Origin of the sequence: Cyclobacterium sp., assembly GCF_014762705.1 — a bacterium.
Classification (GTDB): domain Bacteria; phylum Bacteroidota; class Bacteroidia; order Cytophagales; family Cyclobacteriaceae; genus Cyclobacterium.
Window position 1 is genome coordinate 20,680 of the sequence record NZ_JABURL010000086.1, and the last position, 14,122, is coordinate 34,801.

At 42.0% G+C, this 14,122-nt stretch carries 8 protein-coding genes; 2 read left to right on the forward strand and 6 right to left on the reverse strand.

All coding sequences use genetic code 11. The features are described from left to right. Positions 1 to 33: 33 nt before the first annotated feature. From HUJ21_RS16205 to HUJ21_RS16230, 6 genes are all read right to left on the reverse strand, one after another. A complete protein-coding gene (locus HUJ21_RS16205) occupies positions 34 to 1,113 on the reverse strand; it encodes an efflux RND transporter periplasmic adaptor subunit (protein WP_291371616.1) in 1,080 nt (359 codons plus the stop codon). A 487-nt stretch (positions 1,114 to 1,600) separates the two neighbouring features. Continuing rightward, entirely contained in the window at positions 1,601 to 2,989 is a 1,389-nt protein-coding gene (locus tag HUJ21_RS16210; RefSeq protein WP_291371618.1) for an arginine decarboxylase, read from the reverse strand. Between the two features lie 102 nt (positions 2,990 to 3,091). Beyond that, positions 3,092 to 3,493: a hypothetical protein gene (locus HUJ21_RS16215; RefSeq protein ID WP_291371619.1), complete on the reverse strand. Its 402-nt coding sequence runs from the start codon at positions 3,491 to 3,493 to the stop codon at positions 3,092 to 3,094. A gap of 253 nt (positions 3,494 to 3,746) precedes the next feature. Then, positions 3,747 to 5,816: a tetratricopeptide repeat-containing sensor histidine kinase gene (locus HUJ21_RS16220; protein WP_291371621.1), complete on the reverse strand. Its 2,070-nt coding sequence runs from the start codon at positions 5,814 to 5,816 to the stop codon at positions 3,747 to 3,749. 42 nt (positions 5,817 to 5,858) lie between these two features. Beyond that, on the reverse strand, positions 5,859 to 8,009 hold the full coding sequence (locus HUJ21_RS16225) for a carbohydrate binding family 9 domain-containing protein (RefSeq protein WP_291371623.1): 2,151 nt from the start codon (positions 8,007 to 8,009) through the stop codon (positions 5,859 to 5,861). A gap of 184 nt (positions 8,010 to 8,193) precedes the next feature. Further along, positions 8,194 to 8,808, reverse strand: a complete 615-nt coding sequence (locus tag HUJ21_RS16230; protein WP_291371625.1) for a TetR family transcriptional regulator — start codon at positions 8,806 to 8,808, stop codon at positions 8,194 to 8,196. 196 nt (positions 8,809 to 9,004) lie between these two features. Here HUJ21_RS16230 and HUJ21_RS16235 point away from each other — a divergent pair, with 196 nt between their 5' ends. Both HUJ21_RS16235 and HUJ21_RS16240 read left to right on the forward strand, forming a co-directional pair. Further along, entirely contained in the window at positions 9,005 to 12,238 is a 3,234-nt protein-coding gene (locus tag HUJ21_RS16235; protein ID WP_291371627.1) for a TonB-dependent receptor, read from the forward strand. A 13-nt stretch (positions 12,239 to 12,251) separates the two neighbouring features. Continuing rightward, positions 12,252 to 14,051 (forward strand): RagB/SusD family nutrient uptake outer membrane protein, encoded by a 1,800-nt coding sequence (locus tag HUJ21_RS16240; protein ID WP_291371629.1) that lies wholly within the window; start codon positions 12,252 to 12,254, stop codon positions 14,049 to 14,051. The last annotated feature ends 71 nt before the right edge of the window (positions 14,052 to 14,122 follow it).

A 14,122-nucleotide genomic window follows, 5' to 3' on the forward strand; every position in this document is an offset into this window, starting at 1 on the left:
TTGAAGTAATTAATTTGCGCTAAATCGGATCACCTACGGACGGTCGGTTTGTTGGTAGGCTTCCACCTTCATCCCGTCTTTAACCTTATTTACACCTGATTGAATGATGGTTTCACCTTCAGAGATATTGCTGTCCTTAATGATGAAATTCTCTCCGGCCTTGCCATTGATGTGGACCTCTTTTCTTTCCGCTGTGCTGTCTGCACTCAGTGTAAATACGAAATTTTTGTCCTGCACTTTGGTGATGGATTTTTGGGGCACCATCAACACATCAGGGTGGATCTGTTCCAAAATAATTTTGCCGGTATTTCCGCTTCTTAGCAATTTGTTTGGGTTATCAAACTTTGCCCTAAGGGTAATTGCACCGGTGGTCCGATCGATTTGACCGGCATCAGCATCGATTACCCCTTCTTCCGAATAAACCGTACCGTCCGCCAGGATTAACTTTACATGCGGGTTAAGCCGCCGGGCAGTAGAATCTTCTTTCATTTTTTTATAAAACAAATAATTAGATTCACTCATGGCAAAATACACGTATATTTCACTTATATCTGATAGTGTGGTTACGGGCTCATCATCTCCTTTTGCTACCAAATTTCCCACCCGCTTAGGAATCAAACCTATGTACCCACTAACAGGAGCCTTTATCTGGGTGAACTGTACGTCTATCTGGCTGGTTGCCTTCAACGCTTCGGCCTGGGCGAGCGAAGCCTTAGCTACCTCGTAGTTCGATTCAGCAGTTTTCATTTGTACGTCTGAAATCACCTCATGGTCTATCAGAGGCTGGAGTCTTTCAAGTTCAATTCTTGCATTTTCTAGTTTTGCTTTCTCAACTTCTACAGCAGCCTGTGCATTTTTAAGCCGCTCCTGATATGGCAGGGAATTGATACTGAATAATAATTGCCCTTTTTCTACAAAGTCTCCTTCGTCAACGTGGATTTCATCCAGTAATCCCTCAACCTGGGGACGAATCTCAACATTTACCTTGCCTTCAATAGCTCCCAGGTATTCAAATGTAGTCACCGCAGAATCCCTTTTCACAGTGGTCACCGGCAATGATAGTGTCTCCACTTTTACCTGTTCTCCTTTGCTGTCGCATGAATAATTAACCAAAGAACCTATTATAAATAATGGTATTAGAAATAGATTATAATTAATACTTGAATTTTTTAGTCTCATTTTTAAATAAAATTTTATCCTCATTCCAGCCCTATTGATTTGTTTTTGGCTGATAAGACGGGTATGATTGCTAAAATATCAAAAAGCATTCCAATATTTTTTTGATGAATGGGTTAATAGATGTTTTGGATGGTAAAAAATAGTTGATTGTAATATCAGGAGTCTAAAAAAATCTCTTTTGATAGTATAAACACTATCCAATTTGTTTCTTTCCGGATTTTGCAAAATGGTTATTGAAAAATAACTTTTTTCCTAAAATTTCTTAAAAATAAATAATTTGATAAGGGTTATTGTGAACCCTCATCAAATTATTTATTTCCATATTCCAGCAATTGAATTTGTTTTTTGCAGGAATAATTTGTGGTGTGAGATTGGATTTGTTATCAAACCCTCCCTAAAAAAAATGTGAAAAAAATCTCAATCAATATCCTAAGGTTTTCATCATGCTGCTGCTTTCCTGCTCAGGGGCAAACATCCAATGTTTAATACTTCCATCACTTTTCCGATCAATAATTATATGTTTGGGAGCAGGAATGAGGCAGTGTTGGATCCCCCCATATCCTCCCAGAGATTCCTGATAGGCACCTGTATGAAAAAAGCCAATGTACTGGGTGCTGCCCTTCTCCAATTTGGGAAGGTATATATTGAATTGATGGGCTTCGGAATTGTAATAGTCCATACTGTCACAAGTCAGTCCGCCCAAAGAAATATTGTGGTATTCCTTGTCCCAATTGTTGACGGCCAACATGATGTATTTCTGGTTTAAACCCCAGCTATCCGGTAGCTGGGTGATAAATGACCCATCAATCATGTACCACAATTCCTTGTCATTTTGAAGTTTTTCATCAAGAATGGAATATATCACCGCACCACTTTCTCCTACGGTATAACTTCCGAATTCGGTAAAGATATTGGGCTCAATGGTGTTGTTTTTGGCACACATCCACTTGATATTCTTGATGATCTGATCTGCCATGTACTGGTAATCATAATCAAAAAATACATTTGTTTTGATGGGCCAGCCGCCACCTACATCCATCGTGTCCAATTCAGGAGCGACTTTTTTCAATTCCACATATTTCTGGATGAACCGAGTCAGTTCCGACCAATAATACGCCGTATCCCTTATTCCCGAATTGATAAAAAAATGGAGCATCTTTAGACTTACATTGGGATTGTCTTTTATTTTTTCCTCATATAATTTGATGATATCATGGTACCTGACCCCAAGTCTGGAGGTATAAAAGCCAAATTTGGGTTCTTCATCCGCTGCAATCCGAATACCAACTTTAAAGGGTACCTTTACATGCTCCAGATAATAATCGATCTCCGTAAGGTTGTCCAGCACGGGAATGCAATTGGTAAAACCCTCATTGAGTAATTCGGAAACATATTGTTTATAAAGTTCCCTTTTGAACCCATTACAAACGATGAAGGTATCTTTGGTAATTTTCCCGTTTTTGAACAGGTTTTTTACCAGGGGAATGTCAAAAGTAGAACTGGTTTCAATATGTGCACCATTTTTCAAAGCCTCATCCATCACAAAGCTGAAGTGAGAGGATTTGGTACAATAACAATAGGTATAGCTGCCCTTGTAGTCATGTGTTTGCATGGCATTGCCAAAGTAGGTTTTGGCATTTTGGATATTTTCGGAAATCTTGGGCAGGTAGGTCAGTTTCAAGGGTGTCCCATACTCCTTAATAATATCCATTAAATTTACCCCATTAAAATGCAGCTGGTTGTTGTTTACATTAAATTCTTTGGTTGGAAAATCAAAAGTTTGCTGGATAAGGTCGATATAATTGTTCATAATTTGCGCTTGCAATTGCTATTTGGTCTGTATAAGATCCAAAAATTGCACCAAAATCTGACTAATCAAACCATTTTTTGTGGAAAAAATGGATCATAATCTTTAGCCCAAACTTTTGAAAAGCATTTTATTTTCCTTGTCTTGCCTGATTTTAGTCTTTAAAAGTTTACCAAGGGCTTTTCTGAATAGCATCTCTTTGTTCAGGGTTTCGTAAATGTATTTTAAGAATGCCGAAATTTCCTTTTTCGCAGTCGACTTGTAATAAAAAGTGAAATTTTTATTGGGATGGTTATTGGTCAGAAAGGCGGCCGGGCTTTTGTACAATTCGGCTAATCCCCTCAATAAGCCATAAAGCGAAGCCCATTTTTCTGATAATTCAAAAGAAATGGCTTCATACCCATCCGGGTTTTCGGACATTGACGAAAGCAAGCGTATTCCGAATTGATCAAAATTCACTTCTTTGAATTGACCTTTTTCAATTTTAATTTCCTTTTCCTCTACCATCTTCTTTTAGACTTTACCGTCTCTTTTATTTACACTTACTTATACCCAAATGCGGATAAAAAGTTTTGATTTTGAAAAAAATATATCCCGTTTTAAATCCAGCCTGGCTTCTTTTTTTAATCAGCGGAAAAGTTCAGTATTTACAACTTTACATTTAGGACATGGTTATCTTAAAACCGGAATATTCGGCACTCAATGCTACTGTGTTGGTATTCATTCTCTACAATTTAGTAGTGATATTCATTCGTTATTTTTAAATGGGCAATTCAACATAAAAAGTAGTACCTTTGTTTTCTTCACTCTCAAACCATATATTTCCCCCGTGGGCAGTGATGATTTGTTTGGATATTGCCATGCCCATGCCAAATGGCTTTTCTCCTTCTGTTCCATGTCTTTTCCCTTCGGTGTACCACTCGAACACCTGGTTTTTTATTTCTTCGGGAATACCAATACCTTCATCTTTTATTAAAATAAGTATTTTTTTGAATTTTTTCCGCATGCTGACCCGGATGGATTTCCCTTTTGGACTGAATTTGATGGCATTTGCGATGAGGTTACTGATTACCCGCCATAGTTTTTCCCGGCTTACAGAGGCTGTCACAGGTATGGTTTCCAGCAGTATTTTTTGGTCTTTTTCCTGGGCTTTGTGTTGCAAAAGTTCCACACAATAATTCAACAGCCGGTCTATTTCTACCGGTTCCTTTGTAAGAGCAGCCGAATTTTTGTTGGATTGCATCATTTCAGATACCAGGTTAAGCGAATTGTTGCAGGATGTTTTAATGTGTTCCAGCAAAACCCTGTTCTCACCTGTAATCTGCTCATCCGATAAGAGTATATCAGACATCATGACCATGCTGCTGATCGGGTTTCTCAAATCATGAGCTACCATGTACATGATTTTGGTGTTTTCCGCTTGGCTTTGTTCCAGTGCCCCGAGCGTTTCCTGCAGTTCTATATTCTGCTGGCTGATTACCCTGTTGATATTTTTGGACCGTTTGAGACCTCTCCAGGCCAATCCCAAAAAGACAACCAGCAATACCGTAAATCCCACTGCAGCACCCAAATAAATATTTTTGATATGGTTGTCTCGGTTTACGATAGAGAGTTGATATTGTTGGGCTGCATTTTCATAGGATTCCTCCATGTCTACCAGCCGGAGTTCTTCATCCACTTTTTCAATGGAATCCCTCAAATGATAGTAGTCTTTTAAAAAATGGTAGGCCCTGTCAGATGCTCCGGATTTTTGAAAATATTCCCCCTTTACCCTGTTCAATTGGATAAGGGTATTAATATAGCTACGGTTTTTGACCTCAGCCTCGGTAAGTTCTACATCCAATTGATCCAAATAAGTCCGGGCTTCATCCAGTCGGCTCTGACGAATCAAAAGTTCGATCAATTTTACCTTGGATGTTTGGGCATCTCTTCTGTCATATTCAGGTCTGGAATTGATGGCAATGCTTCTTTTAAGAAATTTTTCAGCTTCTTTGTCTTGTCCCAATTTAGCCAGTGCACCACCAAGATTTCCAAAATAGACACCTTTTGCCAGACTGATAAAGTGTTTTTCTCCGGGATACTTATTTTCAGCATTTTCAAGAAAATTGATCCCCTTTTGGTAATGGACAACGGCACTATCCAGCAAACCCATTTTCTCAAAACTCAGCGCAAGAGTATTGCGGTACATCTGCGGAAAATAGAGATTTTGGTCCAGCATTCCATTTCCCCAACAATCTTCATTTTCCCGGATTGCCTGTCTGAAGTACGGAAGGCTCTCCTCAAATTTATTTTGCTGGTACCGGAAAAGTCCCACTTGGTAGGTGAGGTTGCTGATCAGGCAATTGCTTAGATTCTGGCCTGCGAACTCCCTGCCTTCAAAATAGCTTTCAAAGGCACTGTTAAATTGCTTTTTGGCTTTATACCAGTCTCCTTCCAAAAATTTTGTCTGCGCGTATTCTTTTTCATAAATATGCCTGCTGTCTTCCAAAAGCCAAAACATGCTGTCCAGATATTGCTTGGACTTGTCCAGGTCAATGTCATAGGTCAGATAAATTTTGCTCAAAAAGTTGTATTTCTCCCATAAATCCAGTGTGCCTTTATCTTCTATATGCCGGTAGGCGCTGTCTATAAAGTTTAAGGAATTTCTGAATTGCCCGCTGTTTAACAGGTTACTTGATTTATCAAGGATATCCGAAGTTTTTGGGGATAAGGGTTGGTATGATTCTTCTTTTTCTGCACAACCCACAAAAACAATCAGGATTGTAACTGCTATACAGCCTTGAAATAAAGTATTACAGCCAAAAAATGTAAGCCGGGAAAATTTTTTCATAGGATACCAAAATAATCTAAAAAATATTGGAAAGCCTAATTTTCAGAATCTAAAAGTATAGGCCAATTTGATGGTAGACTGTATCTCCATGGGACGAAGTCTGTCCATAAACCGCTGCCAATTATGATTGTGTACGATAAATAAGGTGTTTCCCGGATTGATGATCCAGATAAAGCGGCTATTGGTCCCCAATCTCTTGGTCACATTATCGTATTGAATGTTGAAATTGATGGATACCCAGGGTGAAAAGTCATAGCTGCTATTCAACCTTAACAAATGAGTTTTGAAATTTCCCTGCTCAAGATCAACTTTACTGTAGATATAGCTAAGTGTCATGTTCAGCCCCACGATAGGTCTCATAAAAATATCTGCTTCCAGATTGGACTGCCTGCCTGTCCAGAAGCCTATATTGGTCCAGGTGGCAGATCCTCCGATCTTCCTAAAGGGAGCTGATATGGCCTCAATGGAATAACCCCTGTTTTGGTACCTGCCCTCGGGGATCAAATAGGTGCCATCCCTGAGGATATCGAATGTATAATCCAGAAATTCATAATTGTGCAAAGCGGAAAAATTTAGAATGTCCCCGGATTCAAATCTTAATCCAAGGACACGGATTTCATGATTTACAGTGGCTGGTTCCCAATTCATCATCATCAGGTATTCAAAGTCATATTCCCAGCTGATTTCCCTCAAAATCTTGCTTTTTTCCATCAGGGGGTTATAGGTTATTGTGGGCTGCAGCCTTCTGAATCCAACACGGGGAACAAAACCTACTGCCGGGTTGTATTGAATACCAAATTCCCGATACGATACATGAGCATCCCAGGGTTGATTGGGAAAGTTAAACCGAAACCCTCTGACAGACCTGTCCATCAAACTACTGCTATCATTGAAAAAAGAAGGTGTATGACCCACAAAGAAAGTTTCAAACTGGAAATTTTTGTTTCCTAAAAATTTTGAAGTACTCAGACTGATGTCGGCCCCGAAAGTTTCTCTTACAGGTAAACTGTCTCCTGCGGTTTCCCTTCTGGTATAGATGGCACCAACCGTACTTTCGCTTGAAATATTCTGTAGCACCCTGGCAACAGTAAAGTTTTCGCCGGGGAGTTCTCGCGCCTCACCGGTTTTTACATGGATCATGCCGATATCTGTGTTGTTAATTCTACCGATAAGCCTGCCCCCATAATTGATGGGGATGGTCCTTCCATCCTGGAGTCCGATACGCCTGCTGAAGTAAGGATTGGGATTACTGGATGGGGCAAATTGAAAAACATTGGCTCCCTGAAGGAAAAAATCCCTTCTTTCGGGCAATAAAATAGGAAAACGGGTGAGGTTTACCTGCCTGTCATCGACTTCCGCTTCCGCAAAATCAGTATTTATGGTTATTCCTGCTTTTAAATTTGGGTTGATATTATAATTCAATTCTCCGCCGGCATTGAAAGTACTTTCCTGCCTCACAGGGGTTTCAGGGTCAATCCGGGTCTGGGACCTTGAGGCTATGGCGTAGGGAATGGCTTCCAGGCCCAAGCCCTGATTGATTTGGGACAAACCGGTTAGTTTGCCAGCATCCTGCGGCCTTTCTATTCCCTGGTTTCTCCTGTACCCTTCCCAAAGGGTGATTTCATTTTTTCTTCGAATCGTTCTTAAAAAATTAATTCCCCAGGTTTCATTATTTGGGTTGAAATTCAGTGTCATGAAAGGAATCCTAAACTCTGCAATCCATCCTTTTTCATCCCTACTGACCCAAACCCTCCATATGCCGTTCCAGTCCCTGTTGATTTGCGCCCCCTGTCCCGTTCGGAGAATGCCATCTCCCATCATCCCCAGGGGGTTGGTCTCAAAATAAAATGCCGACCGCTGGTCATCATAGGTGTCCAGAATCAAGGCAAAAAAATCATCTGTAGCCAGATCCGCATCTCTTCTTCTTTGATAAGCTTTAATATTTCCAGGCTCGCTGTCATACATTCTCACACCCAGGTAAAGATTTCTTTCATCAAAAGCAACCTGAACAGCCGTTTGCTCTGTTGCCAATTGGCCTTCAAGTGGCTCCTGTTGCCGGAATGAAGTTGCGGTATTTACTTGTTTCCAAAAACTTTCATCCAACCTACCATCCATGACCGGAGAATCATTTACTTTTAATCGGTAAGCCTTAATTTCTCCCATTTCCTGCGCCCAAAGAATGGGTGAAAGCATAGTCAAAAGAATAATAATTGGGATAAACCTTAAACGCATAATGTTTATTTGTACCACAAAATAAAATATTTATACCGGCTTACGGGCATGTTTTTTTATAGAAGGTCTTTTGGTCGGATAAGACCCCAGATGGATATGGCCTATTCCGGGAATTTTCCCCAATCAGAAGTGTAGTTTATTGGGATCACTCATTTTCATCCAGAATCAATTGACTTTCCACTTGAAGTAGCTGAAAAACCTGATCTTTAAAAATACTTAATTTTCTTTCGTATTCCTTTTCATCTTCAATAAGGGAGAGGTAATAATAAGCCCCTTCAATGACTACAAAAATTTTTTCCGCCAATAATGCCGTGTCCCCTCTGGCAAAAACAGGGTCTTTGTCCAATAAAGTTTTTAACGTATTTCGTAGTTTAATATGGAGCTTTTTATATTCTTTTTTGATGGTTTCATCCCGAAATGTCATCGCAAAACAACTAAAAAACACACCATCATCAAATAGCAGGTTCCATTCTCTTGAAAAAAGCCGGTTGACCAACAGTTCGGGGTAAACTTTATGGTCTTTTTCCAACTTGTTAATGATTGGCTTATAAATCAGTTGATACTGGTGGAGTATATGGGCAATCAATCCCAGTACCAAAAGCCTCTTGTTTGGGAAATAGTGCATGATCAGACTTGGTGGCATGCCCAGGTGTTTGCCAATTTTGGCAATCGATACGTTTTCAATTCCCTCCAGACGGGATAAATCATAAAAGCCTGTAATGATTTCCTTTTTTTTCTCCGCTTTTACCTTCTTTTTCATACCTTCGTAAAATAAAAAGGCTAATTTAGTCAAAAAAGTATTCTTTATAGCGATTTTTTATTTAATTTAAAATATTTAATATTGAATGAATATTCAATAAATGAAAAGTAACAGGGGTTTAATATTGAGGTAACAGTAGTCGCCTAAATTGCGATCCGAATCAGCATATATTTTATCACCAATACCTAAATAATACATGGAAAAAGTTTTACATCAATTCAAAAACATCAACAAGAAAGCAGCTTTTTTAAGCTTGCTCCTGAGTTTGATGGTGACGTGGACAGCCCTGGCCCAGATTACGGTTAGTGGTGTTGTCAAAGATGGGGTAGAAGATCTGCCATTACCAGGTGTCTCTGTATATCAAAAAGGCGGGAATAATGTAAGCATTACAGATATTGACGGGGCCTACAGCATTGAAGTGGCCTCTGCTCAGTCAGAGCTTGTTTTCTCCTTTATCGGTTTCGAAACGCAGAATATCATCGTCGGAGATCGAAGTACCATAGACGTGACTTTATCTGCAGAAGAAACCCTTTTGGAGCAGGTGGTGGTCGTGGGCTATGGTACCCAAAAGAAGATCAACCTGACAGGGGCCGTTGATCAGGTTTCCGGAGAAGATATCATCAACCGACCTGTAGCCAATGTCATGCAAGGTTTGCAGGGAGCCAGCCCAGGTCTGAATATCACCTATTCCGGTGGCCGCCCCGGCACGGTACCGGATATCAATATCAGGGGCTTTACTTCCATTAATGGAGGAGGACCTTTGATCGTCATTGATGGTATAGCAGTAGCCTATGAGGATTTGTTACGATTAAATCCTGCAGATATTGAGTCGTTTTCAGTGTTGAGAGATGCCGCCTCTGCTGCCATTTATGGAGCAAGAGCTGCTTTTGGGGTGGTGCTGATCACTACCAAACAAGGTGGGGAAAAGCAAACCATCTCTTACAATAGTAATTTTTCCTGGGGAAAACCCACAGTCCTTCCTCAGCCGGTAACAGATCCCTATATTTATTCCAGGGTGATGGACCAGGCGACCAGCAACACACCATGGAATTACATCAATTTCAATGATTTTCACTACCAATGGGCCAGAGAGCGATCTGCAGACCCTTCTGTGGAGGATGTTCGGGTAGATCCCAATAATCCCAATCAGTGGGCCTATATGGGCAATAATGACTGGTACGGTTATTTTTTTAACAATGCCAGCTTCTCCACCAATCAGAGTCTGGCCATCAGCGGGAGTTCGAACAATGAAAACCTTCCCATGACTTATTATGTGTCCGGAGATTACACCCGGGAAAACGGCATGAATAAATTGCAGCCCGATAACTGGGACCGTTATTCCCTGCGTGCTCGCATTACCGCGACTCCTAAAAAATGGCTGAAACTGGACAACAACCTTAACATTTACCAGACCAAAAGGGCGGAATCTACCAATAACATCACAGATATTTATTACCTAACTCCAATAGAAGTTGCTGAAAACCCCGATGGAACCTGGGCCAATACCGATGCAGGCAGACTTGCCGCCAGACTAGTAGACGGAGGAAGAAACCGGGAGGACATGTTCGGTTTCCACAATATCCTCCGGGCCACAGGTACCTTCCTGGATGGTGATCTTACCGTGACAGGTAATGGTAGTTTTAAAAGAGAGCAGTGGATTTACGGTTGGGATAGAAGGAAGTTTGACATTGGTTTCGGTCCGGATGACATCAGAACCGAAGGGGGAGATGGCCTGGTGGCAGAAAGAAATGGGAACCTCCAAAACACGATTTTTGATCTTTATGGAAATTATACCAAATCATTTGGAGATCACTCCATAAACATTCTTGCCGGGTACAATCAGGAAAGTTATTCCTATTCTTCCGTGGAATCAGAAAGAAGAGTATTGATATCCTCTTCTTTGCCTTACCTTGGTTTGACTACCGGAGATTCTTTTATTCGACCGGGATACAGCTCCTATGCGACGCAAAGTGTGTTTGGCAGGGCCAACTACACCTATGACAATAAATATATTTTAGAATTCAATGGACGGTATGACGGTTCTTCCCGCTTTCCTTCCTCTAACCGATGGGGCTTTTTCCCGTCTATTTCCGGTGCCTGGATTATCAGCGACGAAGGTTTCTTTCAAGACATGGCCATGGGAGCAGCTCCTACCCTCAAATTCAGGGGTTCTTATGGAAGCCTGGGCAACCAAAACGTGTCTAACTTTGGCTATTTACAGGCATTACCTACAGGGCTTTCCAACTACCTGATTGGAGGCGACCGGCAAGTGGTAGTGAACAGTGCTCCGGCACTGGCTGTGGATCCCAATTTCTACACCTGGGAAAGGGTGATTACCACCAATTTCGGGGTTGATTTTGGACTCTGGGAGGATAAATTCTTTGCTACTTTTGATTACTTTATCCGGGATACCAAAGACATGCTCACCAACCCTGTAGAATTACCGGGCGTATTGGGCACCTCACCTCCTCAGCAAAATGCGGCTGATTTGCAAACCAAAGGCTGGGAACTGACATTAAATTACAGAAACCAGTTTGGCAGTTATGAAAATCCCGTACAGTTTTCTTCTAAGTTTTTCATTTCTGATTCCAGATCATGGATCACCAGCTACGAAAACGAACAAGGATTGCTGTCCAATTACCGGGTAGGTCAGGAAGTTGGAGAAATCTGGGGATTGGTCAATGATGGAATGTTCAGCTCGGAAGATGAGATCAGCCAATTGGACCAAACGGCAATCGTACCCTGGGGGGCCCTGGACATTGTGCCCGGCTGGCCAAAATATGTAGACCTGAACAATGATGGAAAAATAGAACAGGGCCTTACGGAAACCGATGCTAAAGACCTTAGCATTATTGGCAATAGCAGGCCTCGATACCAGCTGGGAGCAAACCTGAATGTGTCATGGAATGGTTTTGATGTTTCTATGTTTTTGCAGGGAGTAGGTCGTCAGGATTATTATCCCCAACACTACATTTTCTGGGGTCCATATCAACAGCCCTATGCCAATATTTATCCTTGGAACCTGGATTTTTACAGGGGACAGGCCGACGGGGAAGCCCTCCGTGCCCAGCACAGTCAATCCTATCTGGATGCTGGTTTGGCAGATCAGAACCTGGATTCCAGGTATCCGGTACTGCAGTCCTGGTTGGCGGACAACAATTATGGATCCGGGCTGGATATTCCTCAAACAGGCTACCTTCTCAATGCCGCTTATCTGAGGGTAAAAAATTTAACTCTTGGATACTCCCTTCCACAGGAAATAGCAGCCAGAATCAACGCCAGCAGGATACGATTCTTCGTGACCGGAGAAAACCTGTATGAATTTTCGGCCATCAAATCCTTTGTGGATCCGGAAGCCGTAAATAACGGTTATGGTTGGTCATATCCTTTCCAGAGAAGGTATTCATTTGGTGTTAACATTGACTTGTAAAAGAAGAAATAAAATGAAAAAATATAGCATTTACCTATTGGCCTTTAGCATGCTCTTCATGGCATCCTGCGATGAAGACTTCATGGAAAGGTATCCACAGACATCGATTTCCCCGGAGGAGTTTTTCAAAACCGAGGAAGACCTGAGGCTTTATGTGAACGGTTTGCTTTCCTTGCCCGGTATGTTTGAATACCAGCAAGATCAAAGCAGTGATAACATGGCCACCACAGGGGCCATCGAAATCAAAAGTATGATGACAGGAACACCCAATTCCCAAAACATCACCGGAGGCTGGAATTGGGCCAGATTGAGAAATATCAATTACTTCCTTGAAAATAGCCCCAATGCAGCTGCCAGCCCTGAGGCCATTCAGCATTATGAAGGATTGGCCAGGTTCTATCGGGCAGTGTTTTATTTTGAAATGGTCAAGCGATACTCCGATGTACCCTGGTACGGTCAACTGTTAAATCCATCCGATGAAGAGTTGTTGTATAAGGGTAGGGATTCCAGAGAAACCGTTATGAATGGGGTAATGGAAGATCTGGCCTTTGCTGCCCAACATGTGCGGGAAGACGTACCCTCAGGTACCCCTGGTAACTGGGCTGTAAAAACCCTTTATGCCCGGGTGGCATTGTACGAAGGTACTTTCAGGAAATATCATGACGAATTGGGCCTTCAGGGATCGGCCAATGATTTTCTTACACTGGCAAGAGACCTGTCCAAGGAAATCATGGACTCCGGTAACTTTTCCTTGCACCAAACCGGAAATCCGGGAAGTGATTACAAGGCCTTGTTTAACAGCCAGGATCTATCAGGTAATTCGGAAGTAATACTTTTCAACCCCTATGACCTGAATAAGGACAGGAACAGTGATATCAATTATACTGTTTTTGGAACTTATGAGCAATCTCCGTCCAGGGATTTGGTACAAACCTACCTGATGCAGGATGGGTCCAGGTTTACCGACCAACCTGGTTTTGAAACCCTGGGCTATGTGGAAGAATTTGAAAACAGGGATCCCCGTATGGCCCAAACGCTGGTATATCCGGGTTGGGTAAGGGCCCCGGAGCCTGATGCATTTATTCCTATTCTAAGCAGAAACTTTACAGGTTATTTCCAACAAAAGGGATACAACAATACCACGGATAATGTGGCATTGGGCAGCTTGGATTTTCCGGTATACCGGTATGCAGAAGTTTTGCTGACCTATGCAGAAGCGTTGGCAGAATTGGGCAGCCTGACTCAGGCAGATGCAGATATTTCAGTCAACCTCTTGCGGCAAAGAGCCGGTATGCCCGACTTGCAGGTCTCATTGGTCAACGCCCAGCCAGATGCCTTTCTTGCGGCCAAACATCCCAATGTAAGTGGGCCCATGACTGGAGCCATTTTGGAGATTCGCAGAGAAAGAAGAGTAGAGTTTGCCCTGGAGGGATATCGTTACGATGACCTGATGCGCTGGTCTTCCGGAAAATTATTGGAAAACATCCCCGAAGGCATGTATTTTCCGGGTCTTGGTAAGTACGATTTGACAGGGGATGGTGTTGAAGACATTATCCTGATTGACAAGGGTGCGGACGTTCCGGGTGACCCACAGAAGGAGACCAACTCCCTGGGAAAAATGCTGATCTATTACAAAGCTGGTACTGTGGATGACAATGTGACGGTTTACATGGAAAACGGATCACAGGGAGGTACACTGGTCACTGAAACGGCGGAGCGAACATTCGAAGATCCCAAGTACTATTACAGACCCATTCCCTTTCAACAGACAACTCTGAACCCGAATTTAGAACAAATCTTCGGCTGGGAATAATTAATTGAAAGTTTCTTACAAGTAAGCTGCCGGCGATTGCGGGCAGCTTACTTTTTTCTATACCTACAAAA

Excerpts from the sequence above, each read along its gene's own strand:
- HUJ21_RS16210 (WP_291371618.1), bottom strand. The coding sequence starts at position 2,989 with ATGAACAATTATATCGACCTTATCCAGCAAACTTTTGATTTTCCAACC.
- HUJ21_RS16215 (WP_291371619.1), bottom strand. The coding sequence starts at position 3,493 with ATGGTAGAGGAAAAGGAAATTAAAATTGAAAAAGGTCAATTCAAAGAA.
- HUJ21_RS16220 (WP_291371621.1), bottom strand. The coding sequence starts at position 5,816 with ATGAAAAAATTTTCCCGGCTTACATTTTTTGGCTGTAATACTTTATTT.
- HUJ21_RS16225 (WP_291371623.1), bottom strand. The coding sequence starts at position 8,009 with ATGCTTTCACCCATTCTTTGGGCGCAGGAAATGGGAGAAATTAAGGCT.
- HUJ21_RS16230 (WP_291371625.1), bottom strand. The coding sequence starts at position 8,808 with ATGAAAAAGAAGGTAAAAGCGGAGAAAAAAAAGGAAATCATTACAGGC.
- HUJ21_RS16235 (WP_291371627.1), top strand. The coding sequence starts at position 9,005 with ATGGAAAAAGTTTTACATCAATTCAAAAACATCAACAAGAAAGCAGCT.
- HUJ21_RS16240 (WP_291371629.1), top strand. The coding sequence starts at position 12,252 with ATGAAAAAATATAGCATTTACCTATTGGCCTTTAGCATGCTCTTCATG.